Genomic DNA, 19,847 nt, shown 5'->3' with positions numbered 1-19,847 from the left:
ATTTTTGACGAGAAAAAACACATTATGAAATTTAGTTTACAGGCTAACGATCCACTATCAAAAGCCAGGGCCGGGACGGTAACAACAGCCCATGGCGAAATACAAACCCCTATTTTTATGCCTGTGGGCACTGCCGGGACGGTAAAAGCCGTACATCAGCGCGAACTTAAAGATGATATCGACGCAAAAATCATTCTGGGTAATACTTACCACCTTTATTTAAGACCAGGTTTAGAAACCCTGGAACAAGCTGGTGGATTACATAAATTTATTGGTTGGGACCGGCCAATTTTAACCGATAGTGGCGGCTACCAGGTATATTCTTTAAGTAAAGTTCGTAAAATTAAAGAAGAAGGTGTTACTTTCCACTCTCATATTGATGGATCAAAACATCTTTTTACACCCGAATACGCAATGGATATTCAACGCACTATTGGTGCAGATATCATTATGGCCTTTGATGAGTGCACGCCTTACCCATGCGACTATACTTATGCTGCTCAATCAATAAAAATGACACACCGTTGGTTAAAACGCTGCTGCGAACGTTTTGATACCACAGAACCTAAATATGGTTTCGACCAAACTTTATTCCCTATTGTACAGGGTTCGGTGTATAAAGATTTACGTATTAAATCTGCAGAATTTATTGCCAGCATGAACCGTGAGGGCAATGCCATTGGTGGTTTATCAGTTGGTGAGCCTGCAGAAGAGATGTATGCGATGACAGAAGTGGTATGCGATATATTACCGGTAGAAAAACCGCGTTATTTAATGGGTGTAGGTACACCGATCAATATCTTAGAGAATATTGCCTTAGGTGTGGATATGTTTGATTGTGTGATGCCTACAAGAAATGCCAGAAACGGCATGCTTTTTACCAGAAACGGAATCATCAACATCAGGAACAAGAAATGGGAGAATGATTTTTCTCCATTAGATGCAGAGAGTGATCTGCATGCTGATTTAGTAACCAGTAAAGCATATTTAAGACATTTAGTACATAGCAAGGAGATGCTTGGCGCTCAAATTGCTACTTTACATAACTTACATTTCTATCTTTGGCTGGTAAAACAAGCCAGGGAAAAGATCATTGCTGGTGAATTTTACGAGTGGAAAAACAAAATGGTTAAAGTATTAGGCAACAAGCTATAAAATGAGTCTGTTAAAAGGAAGAATAAAAATCATCGATCAATACATTATCGGAAAATACCTGGGTACATTTATTTATACCCTGGCCATTTTTGTGATCATTATTGTGGTGTTCGACCTGTCTGAAAAGATGGATGATTTTATGAAAAGTGGCTTGAGTTTTTGGGGAATCCTCTCCAAATATTACGCGGGTTCCATTCCTTTTTATGTGAATATGCTTTCACCACTGATCAATTTTATTGCGGTAATTTTCTTTACGGCTAAAATGGCCGATCAAACAGAAATTGTACCAATTTTAAGTGGTGGTGTGAGTTTTAACCGCTTTTTATTTCCATACCTGGTATCAGCTACGATTATTTTTTCCGCCAACTTACTTTCAAATCTATACATCCTCCCCTATACAAATACCCTGAAAAATAGTTTTGAAAACACCTACGTAAAGCGTAACGATCCTTCAACGAAATCTAACATCCACATGAAACTGGATGACAAAACTTATATCTACATTGATAATTTCGACAATAAAACGAATTCAGGATACCGCTTTTCTCTTGACAATTTTAATGGTGATATTTTAACCAAAAAAATCGTTGCTGAAAATATTAAATGGGATTCACTTAAACGTAAATGGCAATTAACTAATTACTCCATCCGTAAAATTGATGGCTTAAAAGAAACCATGATTTACGGCAATGGAAAACTAAAAGATACCATTCTGGATATGCGTCCGGATGATTTTTCTGCTTATGATAATGTGGTGCAAAATTTAACCACAAAGGAACTTTCAGATAAGATTAGGAAAGAAAAGATCCGCGGAACAGGCGTAATGAACGACCTTCAGTTTGAAAAATACAAACGTTACTTACACCCGCTTTCCGCTTTCGTATTAACGCTCATTGGTGTGGCACTATCATCGCGCAAAGTGAGAGGAGGGGTCGGTGTATCATTAGGTATCGGAATCTTTATCAGCTTCGCTTATATCGTATTTAATCAGTTTACACAGATGTTCTCTACCAAAGGTGGATTACCTCCTTTTGCAGCAGTTATTATGCCTACGCTCTTCTTTGGGCTGCTAGGCTTTTACCTATTAAGGAAAGCACCAAAATAGCAATGGAAGCTACCAAAAAAACCTGCTCATTCTTCATCTTACTGTATTTGTCTGGGGCTTTACAGGCGTGCTTGGAAAATTAATTTCAATCGATGCCGTACCCATGGTCTGGTACCGGGTATTGATTGCATCAACAACTCTTTTCGCCTGGTTCCTCATCACAAAAAAGAATATCAGGATTACGAAAAAACAGTTTTTGCAATTCTTTTTAACCGGCGGGATCGTTGCCATTCACTGGATTTTTTTCTTTCATGCCATCAAAGTTTCTACCGTTTCGGTCACGCTGGTATGCCTTTCTTCTTTCACTCTGTTCACCGCGATTCTAGAGCCGTTGATTAAAAAACAGCCTATACAAATGGGCGATATCCTGATCGGTTTATTAATAATTTTAGGCATATACATGATCTTTAAATTTGAAGGTCAATATACTTTAGGGATCATTTTTGGATTGCTGGCAGCAGTGGCATCGAGTCTTTTTTCAACCATAAATTCTACATTGGTACAAAAAAGTGAACCTTCTATTATCGGTTTTTATGAGCTGGTTGGTGCGCTTTTCTGGATCACGATATACCGCTTATATGACGGAACTTTGCTGCACACACACTTTAATCTAAGTGCAAAAAACTGGTTCTATTTAGCACTTCTGGGTACACTTTGTACATCAGTTGCGTACGTAGCGGGTGTTGCAGTAATGAGAACTTTATCTGCTTTTAGAGTAGCGTTAATCACTAATCTGGAGCCTGTATACGGCATAGTATTAGCCTTCATTTTCTTTCAAAGCAAAGAGCAAATGACAGGTGGATTTTATATTGGTGCAACGATTATCCTGGCCTCCATTTTCCTCTATCCGATCTACAAAAAGAGAAAGAACAAGCTGTAGAAAGCAAGTCCATACACCGCAATATTTTCGCATTATGAAATAGCTGTCTTATCGATCAAATCGCTATAGCATCAAACGTAGCGAAATAGAAATCCTCCGACTAGAATGGTCGTCATCTCGACCGAAGCAACGCGAAGTGGAGAGATCTATCCAGCCTATTTTACTTCATTAAGCATTCGGAAGCTTAACTAATCTGTACTCCACTACCATTAATAGAATCGTCGTCATATCGACTGTAGCGCAGCGAAACGGAGAGATCTATATTTAGACATATTTCGATTTATTAAGCATTCGTAAACACAACTAATCTGTACTCCAATAACACTTACAGCTCCCATCAAAACGAGCCGTTATCGCGACAAATTGCAGTCCAAAATTTTCAAGAGAAAGATCCATTTTAATAGCTTTTCAAACTTCATTATACCTCGATCGAAACGACGATACCACGCCGTACCTAATACCACTTTACTCTATTTCCTATATATTCAAGTATCCACATCACAACCACATGAGCGAAGTCAAAAACATGAAATACAAGCCAAAATAAATTGAATATCTTTTCACTAATTTACCAATGCAGGTCGAAATTTACTGTCAATAAAATGAGGCCGCTAAGAAAAAAAGCAGCTTGTAAAGCTAAATAAGCAGCCACATCTAAACCATAGAATAACATCTTACTTATACAAAAAAAAACAAAATAAAACTACTTGACAACACCTCAAATACAGCAGAATTTAAAAGCAAAAAACAATATCAAAATCAATAGATAAACAGAGTAAAATCTCAACAATACCATCCAAGAATAAACTAGCAAAAACAACAAATAATTCTAACAAAAAGTACATCAAGAAAACATCAATTTAAGATTAAAAATAGCGCACAAAAAAAAGCTAAAAAATAGCATAGAAATACCTTCTAAAAATAGATAAAAACATAAAACAAAAAGTATTAAAAAGTCTGATTAATTAAGATTTAAGATTCACAAAATAGCTTCAAAAACCGTTAAGATACACCCATACAAAATCGGACTAAAAACAAGTTTAAAATCCAGTTACATTTCTTAAAAAAGGAGTAACATCATAGAATCCTGCAAACTAAATACATAACAATTAATTGAAATATGCGAATGTATTACCTTCAATCAGCTTATCTGCATCATACAAAACTGCCCGTTTCCGGCTGAAAAATTTAGGTTATAAAGACATCATAATTAAAAAATATCTTGTAAAAAAGACCTGATTATTTACTCAGATTTAGCCTAAATACCTCAGAAAAGCGTTAAAATTTGACCAATTGCCAATTGAAAAAATAACAAACAAAAGCAACTAAAAAGTGCATTCAAACAACGATTTAAGCTATTTTTGACTTATAAATAAATTTTTCTAAAAAAAGATATTCTAGAGCCCATTACCCGAGAATATCGCAAGGAAATCGCATTATCGAGGTAAAAAATTGAAGATTTGAAACCTAAAAACACTAAAAAAATATACAAATCGGGATACCTAAAGTAAAATTTAGACAAGAATTTCAGTGTTAAAACCCTGGTTCAAGCCATGATAAACTGAGTTTTTAAATGCTAAACTACAACATCCGGAGCCACCTGTATTTGGAAATCGCAAGTTATGAGAGTTAAATTCAGACCTGATAACGAAAAAATCAGTCTGAATCCGGCGATAAAAACTAAAGACATTTTGTCATAAAAAGATCATTACATCCATAAAGCCGAATTTTAAGTCGGCATCAATTCATACATTAAACAGTATAAATTCTTAAAGTCTACGGCCCTGAAAATCTAATTTCAGACTAAGAAGAATTCAATTTTACTGTGGGACTTATTCTTCACCTAAGCAAATAAACCGGGCAATTCTTAACTCTTATAAATCATCAATGAAGGATGCTAAAATTCACAAGACTTAGGCTCAATTTTCGGAACAGAAACCTCATTCTAAAATTCATACTAAAATTTAAAAAGCCATAAAAATTTTTGAGGAAAATCGATTAATAAGTGTAAATTAAATCAATAAATTACTATTGATAAAAAATGTGATGAAGCGGTTAAATCAGAAATAAAATCAGGTTAAAAATCATAATAAAATCAATTTTTAATGAATTCACATAAATAACATTATGTTTTAATAATCAGTACTTTATCATATTAAATATAAATTAAAAATTCACTTTATAGAATCCCTTTAAAATTCAAAAAACTAAATATTTTAGCAAAGATTTTAGATGAACTTAAAAAAATCAAACAAAAAACTAATTATCAAGTATTTAAGTGTTATTACTTTAAGTTTTATTTCACCATCGGTTTTTGGGCAAATTTTCAGCACTGCACAAAACCCACTTAGTGTAAAATGGAACTACATTTCTTCAGGAGGCTTCAAAATCATCTATCCTGAAGAGTTGGAGAAAGAAGCCCAAAGAATGGCCAATACCCTACCCTATATCTACACCAGGATTGGCTTGGGTTTAAGGCAACAAAAAACTACTATTCCACTCCTATTACAGAACCGCGGAACGGTTGCAAACGGCTTTGTTCAGCTAGGCCCGCGGAAGTCTGAATTTTATGCCACACCGCCTCAATTTTTCGACAGTCAGGATTGGTTAAATAACCTTGCCGTACATGAGCTCAGGCACATCGCACAGTTTGACAAATTGACAGGAACACAGATTCATCCTTTTCCGGAGCTGGTTTACTTTGCCTACTTTGGTGCAGGTATACCTACCTGGTTTTTCGAAGGTGATGCGGTGGTTAACGAAACGGCGCTGACCTATTCGGGCAGGGGCCGACAGCCAAACTGGATCATGCCTTACCGGGCTTCAATTTTGGAAGGCAAAAAATTCAGCTACAGCAAAGCCTATTTTGGTTCGAACAAAGACGTAACACCAGGCTACTACCAAACCGGATATCTGATGGTCGCAAATATGAAGGAAAAATACGGTCAGTTTATTTCCGACAGTTTACTTGGCGATATTAGAAAAAGACCAGTGAGACCTTACCCCTTTTCAAAAAGTCTAAAAAAATATACCAGGAAAAATACACGAGAATATTTTCTGGCTACCCAAAATAAGCTTGCCGAAAAATGGAAAATACAGGAAGAAAAATCAGCTTCAGAAAACTATGAAAGTTTAAATAAAAAAACATCGCTGTCCACGAATTATTTCTTACCGATCAGGATCAATAAAGACCAGATTTTAGCACTCAAAGAAAGTAAGACGGATGCCCGTTATTTTGTCCTGATCAACAAAGATAAAACGGAGCAAAAATTATTCGGAATCGGTTATCAGGAACAGCCCTGGTTCAGCTTGAAAAACGATCTCTTGATTTGGGATGAAATCCGTTACGATCCGAGGTACAAACAAAGAAGTTACAGCGTAATCTGTTCTTACAATTTAAAGACAAAAAAATTCAATAAGCTGAGCAGCAAAAGCAGGCTCTTTTCTCCTAGCCTTTCTGAGGATGGAAAAAAATTATTGCAGCCAAAGTTGAACTCAACAATCAGTTCAACCTGATAGAGATCGATGCTGCTTCAGGGAAGATTTTAAAGACCTATCTAAATCCGGAAAATGAAATCCTGCAAACACCAGCCTTCGATAAAACCGGAAATAAGATTGCTTATATCGGCGTAACGGAAAAAGGAAAAAGTTTATGGTTGATTGACGGAGAAAAAAATCTGCATTGATTTTAAACAGCAGACAACAGCTCAGTCGCCCGGTTTTTATTAACGATAAAATTGTTTTCAATGCGCACTTCAATGGCATCGATAATATTTACGCGATTGATCCTACTTCAAAGAAAATTACGGCGATCAGCGCATCTAAATACGGTGCCTTTAATCCTACCGAAAGCAGTGATGGAAAAATCATTTTTAACGATTACAAAATCAACGGTTATGAAATTGCCGAAACCAACATTACAGAAAAGCCTGTAGCCGAAAATAACTTTGTTGATTTTTCGGCCGCAGCAGAAAAGCAGGAAAATGTTGGGAATGTTTTCGACAACATACCGGATAGCACTTACCAATCTAAACGCTACCATCAGGCTTTAAATCTTTTCAGCATCCACAGCATTATTCCGGTAATTGATAACGAATACGTTTTTGGTTTAGAACTGCAATCGAACAACTTGCTTAACACTATGGACTTTTATTCGGGTGCAAAATACCATCGCGATTTAAAACGTTTCGAATACACAGCAGACATTAGCTATAAGGCGCTATATCCGGTATTTAGTGTGTTGTACCGCAACCGTCCGAAAAGAACCTTCTACAGGGCTAAAAATGTGGTACAGCAAGGCGACTGGCGGGAGAACTATATTAAGCTTAATGCATCGCTTCCTTTATCGTTCAATGCCCGCAATGAGAACTATGCTTTTACGCTAAATGCGGCAACGAGTTTTACGCAAAGGTATATGCCCGAAAACATGCCTAGCAATTTTAACCGTGAGCTTAAATTCCCGATGGAATACAATTTTACTTTCAACCATAGTGTGCGTACAACCGAAAGAGACATTGCACCCAAATGGGCACAGGTGTTCAGGGTAACTTATGATCACCAACCCTTCGATAAAAATTTAGGGGAGAAATTTTAGCGCTTGAAAGCTTCCTTTACTTTCCAGGCTTTGCAAAAAATCATTCCTTCCTGGCTAGCTTCAATTATCAAAAAGCAAGTGGTGTAAACCAGTATGCAACAGAGATTGCAACGGTATATGGATACAACAACATCTTAGCAAAAAGCAAACTGCAGAACAGCTTACTTTTCAACTACCGTTTTCCATTTGCCTTTCCTGATTGGGAGTTGGGTCCGCTGGCTTATGTAAGAAATTTTAGGGCGGGTTTATTTTGCCACTATGAGAACATTGGCCAGGGCACAACCTTTAATGATCCGAAAACTTATGGGGTAGAATTGAACACGAGCGTAAACATTTTACGCTATCAACCTGTTGTAGATTTAGGAGCGAGATTGGTTTTTGTTAACCAGATTTACAATCAAAATCCGATATTAGAGTTTTCATTTAATTATAGCTTCTAAAACCATGAGCGCAAAAACAATCTCCATTATTATTTTAACCGCATTGCTGACCATATTTTTGATGGTAAATACCGAACCTGTAGATTTCAATTTTTTGGTTACCACGGTTCCGGTATCTAAACTTTTGGTTATCGGTGTTTGCATTATCATTGGTTTTATTATCGGCTTTGTAGTGGGTCGTCCACGAAAAACAGTAAGCAGTTACGATGATGAGATTGAAAGAAATCAACCTGCGATAGAAAAGAAAAATACCTTAAGCGACGAGGATAGAGATTACATTAGCTAAAGCCCAAAAATTCCATGGTCTGTGTCTCACAGACCATCAAGATTTATTTTCCCTGCGTACAACTAGCTTTAATGAGATTAGCTTAAAGTGTTTTGAAAAGCAAGTCCTGTAGCGCTATTGATTGACAGTCGGGCTTTTCGCTAAATCTTTAAAATGCAATTGTCATGCTGAGGTACGAAGCATCTGTTTCATCGCTTGCAGATGCTTCGTACCTCAGCATCACAGTGAAACGGAAGCAGGTGCTAATTTTAAAAGGATATCGCTGCAATCCCGTTTAGGTGGATTGGCAACTGCTGCTATTTGAGGGAGTAATAGCAAAGTGCAAAAAATATTTCTTTACTTAATTTAGTGCCGACATTATTTCGCCATAAAGGAGTCCACTTCCCCCGCCATAGTGCTGGATAATTTTTAATGCTGGTTTAAGTCCGGTTAGTTTTGCTCTCAATGCTTTTTCGCATGTTGCATCAATGCCGTTTCCCAAGAGTACCAAATCTATTTTATTTGTTTGGCAAATCTTGATAGCTTCCTCATCCGTACATACACAGATACCTTTCCACTCTGGTCTGGCATTCAACAGGCGGTTCATTACCGTCGTAATTTCAGTATCCCTTCCGATATAAAGTATGTTAGTTTGCATAGTTCTTTACATAAATAAACCTCGCAGGTTTTTAAAACCTGCGAGGTTTGGTTAAATTATTTTAGTTCAATTCCATCGGAACATCCATTAATAAAACCTCTGCATCTGCAGTATTGGCTTTAAAACTGAGACTATCTGTATCCCATACTCCTAATCCATCTCTTTTGCTTAATACCTGTCCGTCTATGGTTACTTCTCCATTGATTACGAATATATACACACCATTGCCAGCTTTTTTGATTTGGTATTCAGTTTCAAATCCTTCATCAAAACTACCTAACGAAAACCAGGCATCCTGATGGATCCACACACCGGCATCATCCGAATTTGGCGATAAAATCTGCTGAAAGTTGTTGTGACGGGCAGCAACATCCAAAGTCTGTTGATCGTAACGTGGTGTAACGTTTTTCTTGTTAGGGAACAACCAGATCTGCAATAAATTTAATTGCTCGTTTGCATTAGCATTAAACTCGCTATGGCTCACACCAGTTCCGGCACTCATCACCTGGATTTCTCCATTTTTAATCACGGCTGAATTACCCATACTATCTTTGTGTGCAATTGCACCAGCCAATGGAATGGTAATAATTTCCATATTATCGTGCGGGTGAGCGCCGAAGCCCATTCCACCATCAATCAAGTCATCATTTAAAACCCTCAAAACTCCGAAATGCATCCTTTCAGGATTGTAGTAGTTTGCAAAACTGAATGAATGATGTGCATTTAACCAGCCATGATTAGCATGACCGCGGGTGTTTTCTTTGTGCAAAATGAACTGTGACATAAATTTCCTTTCTTATTTATGACACAAAGTTAATACAGTACTGCTTGCTGTGCATTGATGTAGGGTAAGAAGTGAGGGGCGTTGAGCGAAGAGTGCCAAGCGTTTGATATCACCAGAGATTAACTTTAGTAAGTACTGCATCGCTGTTTAATTCCCTCAGTGCATCTAAAGCTACCCAATTTGATTTTTTATTGTTCTGTGCCAGGATATTGTTTGCAGTTTGAATGGCATGCCCATGCAGGAAAGCATTACGCTTGCCGATTTGCCTCAACGCCCAGTTGATTGCCTTTTTAACAAAATTGCGGTTATCATAAGCTTCTCTTTCTATAACCGGAAGAAAAGCAAGAAAAGTTTCATTCGGTTCTTTTTTAAGATGAATGGCAGCCTCGGCCATCAACACAAAACCGGCACGTTTCATAAATTCCGCTTTAGCCTGTGTAAACTCAAAAACCTTCGACTTAAAATAAGGCGTTTTAACAAAAAGATTTCCACAAGCCTGATCACAGATATCCCATGAACTGAAATCTTTCACCCAGGCGTTTATTTGCAATTCTGTTACTTGTTTATAATCGCCGATGAATGTGGCTAAAAGACGGGCTTCGTGAAATCCGGTTTTCCAAAGGTGTAAAGACAGCTCCTGATTTTTACCGATTGGCTTGCCCAGCTTACGGATATTGGGCACTCGAATACCAAAGGCCTTAGAAATATTGATTCCAAAATGAGCCATCTTTTTTAAATATTCAGGCTCACTAGTTGATTCTAATTCAGAAAGAATAAAAGAAATGTCATTCATGCCTGATCTTCAATTCACCAACCCTGATCATCGGTAGCGCACCAATGAAGTTGGAAAAAATTTTCACTTAAATTTTTCATTAAGGATGCTATCCATTAAAACGATATTCTTTTGAGGATTATTTTTGTACAAGGTAAAATCGCCTTGCATCACTTTATATTCCTTTGTTTTAGCATAATTTTTCTGCTGTATGCTATCAATTTTAGCCGCCTCGGCCCTATTAAAAATAAGCATTTGCATGTTAAATGTTTGCTTAACATCCGTTTTCTTGCCAGACATTGCCTCCATTGAGAATCCTTTAGAATAATCAATTTGTATACGCCTATCTTTGGCAGACCACTCGTAAAAAACGTCTTCAGTAGTTTGTGGCCTGAAAGTTGGCGTGCCAAATTGCTTCTCTAACTGTTTAACAAACTCGTTGTAAACAGTATCAGATTTAATTTCTGCATCGGCTAAAATCGCTACAGTTTTATTATTGTGAGTTAAAAAAGCGATCCTATTGAAGTATATGTTCTGATAATATGCAATACTATCAATTATCTTACTGTAATACGCTTTACCGTAAAAGGAATCTTTGCCATTCCAGGCATCAAGCTTATAGCCAACCGGATAGTCAAAAGGCATTGAATAGCCTTTTTTCATGAAATCCGGATCATTATTTACATTCGAGTCTATTTTAGATTTTAAAAATTCAAGTGGTTTCTCTTTGAAATCAATTTTTTCCAAATCCAGCCCTGCTTTTTTATTAATAGTTAAAGTATTTTTATCATTTTGATTGCAAGAAAACAAAACCGCACTTAATAGTATTAAAAAAAGCTTTTCATAAAGTTATTTCAAATTAAAATATCCAATAAACAAATATTTTTACATGTTATCTAATTTCTCCGTTATAAAACTTTAAGCCAGTGCCTGCTCAATATCAGCTAAAATATCGTTGATATGTTCTAAACCGATTGATAAACGAATGGAACCTTGTTCAATCCCTACTTCGTTACGTTGCTCTTCGGTAAGTTTGCTATGTGTACTTGTAGCGGGGTGTGTAGCGATAGAACGGGTATCGGCCAGATTTGCCGAGATCGAAAACATTTGCAAACCGTCCATAAATTTACGTGCAGCATCTATACCACCTTCAACAACGATGGTTACAATGCCACCACCCTGTTTCATTTGCTTTTTGGCAATATCGTACTGAGGATGAGATGGCAAAAACGGATATTTAACCAGCTTAATTTTCGGGTGTTTTTCTAAGTATTCAGCAACTTTTAAAGCATTTTCGCAATGACGGTCCATACGGATAGCTAAAGTTTCCAAACTCTTAGATAAAATCCATGCGTTAAAAGGCGATAATGCCGGGCCACTATGACGGGCAAAACCAATTACATCTGCAATTAAATCTTTGGTCCCTAAAATTACACCGCCCAAAACACGCCCTTGTCCATCAATGTACTTGGTAGCTGAGTGGATTGAAATGTGCGCACCGTATTTAATCGGCTGTTGCAGATAAGGCGTAGCAAAGCAATTATCTACAACAAGTAATATATTATGTTTTTTAGCCAAATTACCCAAAAATTCAAGATCGATAATATCAATACCAGGATTAGATGGGGTTTCAACAAAAATCATTTTGGTGTTTGGCTTAATCAAAGCCTCCCAATCCTGCGGTTTATCTAAATCGGCATAATCGAAAGTTACACCCCAGTTAGAAAAAACATTGGTTAGCAATTGGTGCGTTGAACCAAAAACTGATCTACTGGAAACCAGGTGATCGCCATTTTTCAAAAATGCACCAAATGTGGTGAAAATCGCAGCCATTCCTGTTGCAGTGGCAAAACCATCTTCGGCACCTTCTAAGAGGCACATTTTCTCGATGAACTCTGAAGTATTTGGATTTGAATAACGACTATATACATTCCCCTCTTTTTCATTAGCAAACAAAGCACGCATTTCTTCCGCATCTTCAAACTTATAACTGGAAGTAAGGTAAATTGGTGATGAATGCTCTTTGTGTAAACTGCGTTCGGTCTGAGTGCGTATAGCTATAGTTTCAAAATTTTCGGATTTCATTTTTTATTAGTATCAAGATTTTAGTATCAAGACGGGGGGATTGAGATTGGAGTATTGAGTATCAAGTATCAAGATGTGGTGTGAGAATAAAGTCGTCATCATAAATTTTAAGATTTGCTTCTCGATACTTGCTACTTGTTACTTTATACTTCTCTACTTTATCCCCCTACCTTGTTAATTGTTTATTTTGTAAGTAAAATTAATCGTTGCTGATCGGCCTAAAATATTAGATACCGAGCAATATTTATCGAAAGTCATGGCTAATGCACGCTCAACTTTTTGAATGCTTAAATCGCCGAATAAATCGAAATGTATATCGATGACATCAAAAATCGGCGGCATTTCTTCTTCTTTACGTGTAGCGTTGATGGCAATTTTAATGTCGTTTAATGGTTCTTTTTGCTTAGTAAGTACGTTTACCATATCTATACCACTGCAACCTCCCAAACCAATTAAAAGCATTTCCATCGGCCTGAAACCTTTTCCCTCGCCACCAATGGCAGCTTTTGCATCCAACTCTACAGTAAAACCGCTCTCATTTTCTGCTTCAAAATTAAATTTACCGCTCTTACGGACTAGATTTATGTTCATATTAATCGTATCGAGATGTCAGATTTGAGATATTGGATATGAGACATTTCAAACGCCTTAAACCTTCTATCTTCCAACCTTCTACCTTAATTTAAATTTATTGTTTAATACCCTAATATTTTGCTATTCGAACACCATGCGCCATGCGCTCGGCTTAAATACCATAAAATACTAAGTTGTTTTCTTCCAGTTCGGGCAATTTAACCGGATGGGTAAAAATTGCAAAAACCGACGAACCGCTACCACTCATTAAAGCGAATGTTGCGCCTGCGCCGTATAAACTGGTTTTTATTTGACGAATTTGGGGATACTTTGCGAAGACCGATAGTTCGAAATCGTTGATAACCTTATTTTCCCATGTTGTTGGACACAAATGTATAATTTCTTTTAACGATTGCAAAGGTTTTTGCGGTTTTACATGTGCATAAGCATCGGCCGTACTTACATGTACAGGCGGTTTTACCAAAACTTTAAACCAGGCTGACAAATCTACTTCGCACTTTTCAAATTCGTCCCCTTTATTAAATGCGTAAACAGGTTTGTTTTCAATAAAGAAAGCACAGTCGGCACCTAACTGACGAGCATAACCTTCCATTTTATCAACAGACATTTCCAAACTGAATTTATCATTTAGCAGTCTGATCAGAAAAGCACAATCTGCTGATCCTCCACCCAAGCCTGCACCAACCGGAATGTTTTTCAGCAAATTGATCTGCTGTGGGGGAATATCATAATCCTTTTTCACTAACTGATATGCTTTAAAACAAAGGTTATCGTTCGCATCGCCGGGAATATCGATGCCGTGAATTTTGCAAGAGGTTGCCTCTGCGTCAGTAATTTCGACCGCCTCCTTAATATTGATCGGATAAAAAACGGTTTCGAGGTTGTGGTAACCATCAGCACGTTTTTCAGTAATATTTAAACCTAAGTTTATTTTTGCATTCGGAAAAGATAGCATACAGATTTGAGATTTGAGATTTGAGATTTGAGATTCCCCTCAAAGCCAAATACATTCATGGTGCAAACATACAAACAAGTCATGAATTTTGAATACCCGTAGGTTCCGGCTTCACGCCGGAACTACACAACGGAATTATACCCAACCGATGTTAACAATTAAACAATAAAATGATTTACAACACCTGATAAATTTTAGATATTTGTAAATTATCAGAACAGTATGAAACAATATTTAGATTTAATGCAGCATGTGCTTGATCATGGCGCTCAAAAGCACGACCGTACCGGCACCGGAACAATAAGTGTTTTTGGCTATCAGATGCGTTTTAACCTGCAAGAGGGTTTTCCAATGGTAACCACAAAGAAACTGCATTTAAAATCTATTATTCACGAACTGATATGGTTTTTAACGGGTGATACCAACATTAAATACCTAAAAGATAACGGTGTACGCATCTGGGACGAATGGGCTGATGAAAACGGTAACCTCGGACCGGTTTATGGCTCGCAATGGAGAAGCTGGCCAACACCAGATGGGCAGCACATTGACCAAATCACCAATATCATCAACACGATCAAAAATAATCCCGATTCGCGCAGAATCATTGTTTCAGCATGGAATGTTGCCGAAATAGAAAATATGGCCTTGCCTCCTTGTCATGCTTTTTTCAGTTCTACGTGGCAGATGGGAAGTTAAGCTGCCAATTATATCAACGAAGCGCCGATATCTTCCTTGGTGTACCTTTTAATATTGCCTCTTACGCCCTACTCACTATGATGGTGGCACAGGTTTGCGGTCTTGAAGCCGGAGATTTCATCCACACCCTTGGCGATGCCCATTTATACAACAACCATATCGAGCAGGCTAACCTGCAATTAAGTCGTGAGCCAAAACCGCTGCCAACCATGAAAATCAATCCTGAAGTGAAAAGCATTTTTGATTTTAAATTCGAGGATTTTACATTGGAGAACTACGAAGCGCATCCGCATATTAAAGGTATTGTTGCGGTGTAACATTTGTTCACTGGTCATTAGCCATTGGTTCATTTGTTTGGACGCAGAATTGAATGCCCGGTTTTAAATCATCCCGAAATATAAATTCACTTAAATTAAAAAAGAATGAATTATAAATTAGAGGATTTAGAAGTCTATAATTTGTCAGAGATAATTTCAGATAAAATCTGGAATATTGTAATGGGATGGGAATATTTCGCTAAAGATACTATTGGGAAGCAATTATGCAGAGCAGCAGATTCCATTAGTGCAAATATTGCTGAAGGATATGGGAGGTATCATTTCAAAGAAAACAAAATTTTTTGCTATTATAGCCGAGGCTCAATTTCAGAAGTAAAATCATTTCTTAGGAAATCAAAAAATAGAAATTTAATATCCGAAGATTCCTATTCGGAGCTTTATACAGAACTACAAACCATCCATCTAAAGCTGAATGCATATATAAAACATATAGGCAAAATTTAAATAAATTTTAATTGTAGATGGATATCGGAATCAGATCTAAAAAACTGTGCCTATTGCGCTATGCAGGTACCAATAAACAAATGACCAATGACCAATGAACCAAAAAACCTTTCCATTGCAGTAGCTGTAGGCGAGAACTTCGCAATAGGCAAAAACAACCAGCTTTTATGGCACATGCCAGCCGATTTAAAGTTTTTTAAACAAACTACTTCGGGGCATACAGTTGTAATGGGCCGCAAAACGTTCGATTCTGTAGGCAAGCCACTTCCGAACCGCAGGAACATTGTAATTACCAGAGACACCACGCTAAAAATTGAAGGCGTTGAAGTGGTAAATAGCTTAGATGAAGCTTTAGCAATCACCAAAACAGAAGAAAAACCAGTATTTGTTGTTGGCGGAGCGGAGATCTACAGACAGGCATTGCCTAAAACACAGAAGCTTTATTTAACTACCATTCATCATAACTTTGACGCAGATACTTTTTTCCCGGAAATAGACCGGAAAGAATGGAAAATGATTAGCAGTGAACCCCACAAGGCAGACGAAAAAAACAAGTACGATTATACTTTTGAGGTTTTAGAAAGGATTTAACTCAATTTAACCGCAAAGAACACTGAGAACTTCGCAAAGAACGCAAAGCATCTTATTTACAAGTTATCCTACGCGAATAGATACCTCTACCCCTGCCAGCTAAACCCGATGGCAGTGAACATGGAGCGCAGCGAAATAAAACGGACAGCGGGACTATCAGAACCAAAGAAACACAGATATTGCTTTTCAATAAAAGATCTATCATTTATCTTTACGCTAAGAACCCACGTATGAAAAGATGCTTCGTGTCTTAGCATGATAGAAGAAAAAGAGTAAAACATTAGTGGGATGGACAAAGCACAGAAGCTGCTATAATTGCTTTCCAATCAATGTCAACCTAAATTCAGGAGTATGAAATGAATCAATGGATTGATTCTTCTATGATTATTGCCCCATAAAAATTAATGTTAATAAATTATCAATTAAGGGGTTCTATAATTTAAAAATTTAATTAGATTTGCCGACTTGTTAAAAAACAGCGAAAGACAAATTATTTTAAACAAACAATGCAAGGAAAAGGTTTTATTAAGTTTATAGCGATAGTATTGGCTATCGTTTGTGCGTACGCACTTTCTTTTACGTTGGTAGCATCCAAGGTGGAAAAAGACGCAAAAAACGCTGCGAAGGGTGATTTAGCCAAAGAAAAGGCTTACTTAGATTCGATGAGTACCGTAAAAGTTTATCCAGTAGTTGGATTTACTTACCAAGAGGTAAAAGCGAAAGAGATTAATTTGGGTCTGGACTTAAAAGGCGGAATGAACGTAACGATGGAGATATCGTTGGCGGAGTTGGTAAAATCATTAGCGGGTAACCCTACTGATGCGAACTTCAACAAAGCAATCCAAAACGCACAAATCCAATTAAATGCCGGTGGTAAAGATTACATCAAAATTTTTGTTGATGAATTCGAAAAATTAAGCCCTGGAGTAAAACTAGCAGATTATTTTTCTAACCAGGATAATGCATCTCAGTTAAAACCTAGCGCAAGTAATAGCGATGTTGAATCTTTCTTAGAAAAAGAAGCAACCAGTGCTATCGATCGTTCATTTACAGTTTTACGTTCTCGTATTGATGGTTTCGGAGTAGTTAGTCCGAACATGCAAAAACAAGAAGGCAGTAACCGTATCTTAATCGAAATGCCAGGTGTACAAGATAAAGAGCGTATTGCTAAACTTTTACAGGGTTCTGCCGAATTACAGTTCTGGCAGGTATACCAGGTACAAGAAGTTGCACCCCTACTCGAAAACATTAATAAAATTTTAGCGGCAACATTAAAAGCTGATGCTCCAGCTGCTAAAGATACAACGGCTGCTCCGGCTGCTGGTGGTAAATTAGCTGGTTTGGAAAAAGCTGCAGCTAAAGACACTACAGCTAAAGGTGGCAAACTTGCTGGCTTAGGTAAAAAAGATTCGAGTGCAGTTAAAGCCGAACTGATTAAATCTAATCCATTGTATGCTGTTCTTAACCTACCGATTTATCAAGGCGAAAACGGACAACAACAATTAATGCCTGGTGCAGTTGTTGGTATGTCGTTACAAAAAGATACTGCAAAAGTTAATGCTTATTTAAAACTTCCTGAAGTTGCTGCATCTATTCCATCTACGATGAAATTTATGTGGAGTGTTAAACCTAGAGAAGGTTCGAAAATTTTCGAATTATATGCAATCAAAGTTGTTAGTGCCGATGGTAAACCAGATTTAGGTGGTGAGGCAATCAGCGATTCGCGTGCAGATTTTGACCAAAAAGGTAAACCAGAGGTAACCATGTACATGACCAGTGAAGGTTCTGCGAAATGGAAAAAATTACTGCTGAAGCTGCTGCTGATCCAAACAACAAAAAATCTATTGCCATTGTATTAGATAACCAGGTTTATTCTGCTCCTACTGTTCAGAATGAAATTGCTGGTGGTGTTTCTTCAATCACGGGTAACTTTACCCAGGCAGATACTAAAGATTTATCAAACATCTTAAAAGCTGGTAAATTGCCTGCTCCTGCGCGTATAGCAGGTAGCTACGTAGTTGGTCCAACTTTAGGTGCACAAGCTATTCACGATGGTTTAATCTCATTCGTAATTGCCTTTATCGTAATCTTAATCTTCATGGCGCTGTATTATCACCGTGCAGGTTGGGTTGCAAACTTTGCATTGTTAATCAACTTATTTTTCATCATTGGTATCCTGGTATCACTTGGCGCAGTGTTAACCTTACCTGGTATTGCTGGTATCGTATTAACCATTGGTTTATCGGTAGATGCAAACATCCTTATCTTTGAGCGTGTACGTGAGGAGCTTGCGCATGGCAAAAACACGGCTACTGCAATTAAAGAAGGTTTTAAACATGCAATGCCGTCGATTATTGACTCAAACGTAACCTTATTCATTTTAGGAGCTATCCTTTACGTTTTCGGTAGCGGACCGGTTCAAGGTTTTGCCACTACCTTGTGTATCGGTATCCTTTCATCATTATTTGCTGCTGTAGCCATTTCGAGAGTAGTTTTCGAATCGTTGTTAAACCGCAAAATCGAGGTAAGTTTCGATAATAGCTTAACCCGTAATGCATTTAAAAACTTAGCCTTCAACTTTGTTGGCCGTCGTAAAATCTATTACATTATCTCTACCATTATTATTATTGCCGGTATTGGTATGTACTTCAAAAATGGCGGTTTAAACTTAGGTGTAGATTTTAAAGGGGGTAGAACTTATTTGGTTCACTTCGATAAAGCAGTTAACACTGAAGATTTAAAAGCTAAGTTAAACCCGGTTTTCGGTAACGAAACGCCAGAGGTTAAAACTGCAGGTGAAGATAGCCAGGTAAAAATCACCACTACTTTCCACATCGAAGATCAGGACATTAAAACTGATAAAGTTGTAGAAGATGCGTTAAATAAAGGTTTGGCCGGATCCAAATATGAAATCGTAAGTTCACAAAAGGTGACGCCAATTATTGCAAGCGATATCGTAAACGGTGCTTTCTATGCGGTATTGATCTCGTGTTTATTCATGTTTATCTACATCGTTGTACGATTCAAAAAATGGCAGTATGGTTTAGGTGCGGTAATCGCCTTATTCCACGACGTTTTAATGGTATTATCTTTCTATACTATTTTAGATGGTATTATGCCATTCTCATTAGAAATTGGTCAGGATTTTATCGCAGCAATTTTAACGGTAATGGGTTACACCATGACAGAGACAGTTGTTGTATTTGACCGTATCCGTGAGAAATTAAAAGAATCAGGTAAAGAAGATTTACATGGAGAAGCGCGTAACAACTTAATCAACTTCGCGTTGAACAGTACATTAAGTCGTACCATCTTAACCTCATTAACTGTATTCTTCGTGTTATTGGTAATCTTTATTTTTGGTGGCGATAGCATCCGCGGGTTTATCTTCGCATTGCTGATTGGCCGTATCATTGGTACATACTCATCATTATGTATTTCTACTCCTATCGTAATTGATTTGGGTAGTTCAGCTGAGAAAAAATAAG

At 37.3% G+C, this 19,847-nt stretch carries 17 protein-coding genes and 1 pseudogene; 11 read left to right on the top strand and 7 right to left on the bottom strand.

What is annotated here, in order from left to right; translation table 11 throughout:
* Nucleotides 1–24 precede the first annotated feature (24 nt).
* The 6 genes from tgt to ACQ86H_RS10250 all read left to right on the top strand — a co-directional run bounded on the left by tgt (nt 25) and on the right by ACQ86H_RS10250 (nt 8,460).
* Complete coding sequence (gene tgt, locus ACQ86H_RS10275) at nt 25–1,155, top strand: tRNA guanosine(34) transglycosylase Tgt (RefSeq protein ID WP_138821991.1); 1,131 nt, start codon at nt 25–27, stop codon at nt 1,153–1,155.
* A gap of 1 nt (nt 1,156) precedes the next feature.
* Nucleotides 1,157–2,260: an LptF/LptG family permease gene (locus tag ACQ86H_RS10270; RefSeq protein WP_138821992.1), complete on the top strand. Its 1,104-nt coding sequence runs from the start codon at nt 1,157–1,159 to the stop codon at nt 2,258–2,260.
* A 22-nt stretch (nt 2,261–2,282) separates the two neighbouring features.
* Complete coding sequence (locus ACQ86H_RS10265) at nt 2,283–3,140, top strand: DMT family transporter (RefSeq protein ID WP_431295373.1); 858 nt, start codon at nt 2,283–2,285, stop codon at nt 3,138–3,140.
* Nucleotides 3,141–5,372: 2,232 nt separating this feature from the next.
* Nucleotides 5,373–6,656 carry a hypothetical protein gene (locus ACQ86H_RS10260; protein ID WP_431294762.1) on the top strand — a complete coding sequence of 428 codons (1,284 nt, stop codon included), beginning with the start codon at nt 5,373–5,375 and terminating at the stop codon, nt 6,654–6,656.
* Between the two features lie 166 nt (nt 6,657–6,822).
* Nucleotides 6,823–7,734, top strand: a complete 912-nt coding sequence (locus ACQ86H_RS10255; RefSeq protein WP_431294761.1) for a hypothetical protein — start codon at nt 6,823–6,825, stop codon at nt 7,732–7,734.
* Between the two features lie 444 nt (nt 7,735–8,178).
* Nucleotides 8,179–8,460, top strand: a complete 282-nt coding sequence (locus tag ACQ86H_RS10250) for a lipopolysaccharide assembly protein LapA domain-containing protein (protein WP_431294760.1) — start codon at nt 8,179–8,181, stop codon at nt 8,458–8,460.
* Nucleotides 8,461–8,800: 340 nt separating this feature from the next.
* Here ACQ86H_RS10250 and ACQ86H_RS10245 read toward each other — a convergent pair whose 3' ends face one another.
* The 7 genes from ACQ86H_RS10245 to ispE all read right to left on the bottom strand — a co-directional run bounded on the left by ACQ86H_RS10245 (nt 8,801) and on the right by ispE (nt 14,287).
* A complete protein-coding gene (locus ACQ86H_RS10245; protein WP_138821995.1) occupies nt 8,801–9,097 on the bottom strand; it encodes a hypothetical protein in 297 nt (98 codons plus the stop codon).
* Between the two features lie 61 nt (nt 9,098–9,158).
* Nucleotides 9,159–9,881 carry a pirin family protein gene (locus tag ACQ86H_RS10240; protein ID WP_431294759.1) on the bottom strand — a complete coding sequence of 241 codons (723 nt, stop codon included), beginning with the start codon at nt 9,879–9,881 and terminating at the stop codon, nt 9,159–9,161.
* A 109-nt stretch (nt 9,882–9,990) separates the two neighbouring features.
* Nucleotides 9,991–10,674 (bottom strand): DNA alkylation repair protein, encoded by a 684-nt coding sequence (locus tag ACQ86H_RS10235; protein WP_431294758.1) that lies wholly within the window; start codon nt 10,672–10,674, stop codon nt 9,991–9,993.
* Nucleotides 10,675–10,737: 63 nt separating this feature from the next.
* The gene (locus tag ACQ86H_RS10230; RefSeq protein WP_431294757.1) at nt 10,738–11,400 is read right to left on the bottom strand and encodes a hypothetical protein; all 663 of its coding nucleotides are present in this window, start codon (nt 11,398–11,400) and stop codon (nt 10,738–10,740) included.
* A 171-nt stretch (nt 11,401–11,571) separates the two neighbouring features.
* Complete coding sequence (locus ACQ86H_RS10225; protein WP_431294756.1) at nt 11,572–12,738, bottom strand: trans-sulfuration enzyme family protein; 1,167 nt, start codon at nt 12,736–12,738, stop codon at nt 11,572–11,574.
* A gap of 174 nt (nt 12,739–12,912) precedes the next feature.
* Nucleotides 12,913–13,329: an OsmC family protein gene (locus ACQ86H_RS10220; RefSeq protein ID WP_138822000.1), complete on the bottom strand. Its 417-nt coding sequence runs from the start codon at nt 13,327–13,329 to the stop codon at nt 12,913–12,915.
* A 154-nt stretch (nt 13,330–13,483) separates the two neighbouring features.
* Nucleotides 13,484–14,287 carry a 4-(cytidine 5'-diphospho)-2-C-methyl-D-erythritol kinase gene (gene ispE / locus ACQ86H_RS10215; protein ID WP_431294755.1) on the bottom strand — a complete coding sequence of 268 codons (804 nt, stop codon included), beginning with the start codon at nt 14,285–14,287 and terminating at the stop codon, nt 13,484–13,486.
* A 222-nt stretch (nt 14,288–14,509) separates the two neighbouring features.
* Between ispE and ACQ86H_RS10210 the strand changes: the two are divergent.
* The 5 genes and pseudogenes from ACQ86H_RS10210 (at nt 14,510) to secF (ending at nt 19,846) form a co-directional block, all read left to right on the top strand.
* Nucleotides 14,510–15,303: pseudogene (locus ACQ86H_RS10210) on the top strand (thymidylate synthase).
* 105 nt (nt 15,304–15,408) lie between these two features.
* Nucleotides 15,409–15,768, top strand: coding sequence for a four helix bundle protein (locus ACQ86H_RS10205; protein ID WP_431294754.1), 360 nt, complete (start codon nt 15,409–15,411; stop codon nt 15,766–15,768).
* A gap of 87 nt (nt 15,769–15,855) precedes the next feature.
* Nucleotides 15,856–16,359, top strand: coding sequence for a dihydrofolate reductase (locus tag ACQ86H_RS10200; RefSeq protein ID WP_431294753.1), 504 nt, complete (start codon nt 15,856–15,858; stop codon nt 16,357–16,359).
* Between the two features lie 506 nt (nt 16,360–16,865).
* Complete coding sequence (locus ACQ86H_RS10195; RefSeq protein ID WP_431294752.1) at nt 16,866–18,218, top strand: hypothetical protein; 1,353 nt, start codon at nt 16,866–16,868, stop codon at nt 18,216–18,218.
* Entirely contained in the window at nt 18,152–19,846 is a 1,695-nt protein-coding gene (gene secF / locus ACQ86H_RS10190; protein ID WP_431294751.1) for a protein translocase subunit SecF, read from the top strand. The genes ACQ86H_RS10195 and secF overlap by 67 nt, the downstream gene beginning before the upstream one ends.
* Nucleotide 19,847 lies beyond the last annotated feature (1 nt).

The organism is Pedobacter sp. P26 (genome assembly GCF_050632135.1).
Lineage (GTDB): Bacteria > Bacteroidota > Bacteroidia > Sphingobacteriales > Sphingobacteriaceae > Pedobacter.
Note: the sequence above shows the minus strand (reverse complement) of the source record. Positions and strands in the feature narration are given on the sequence as shown.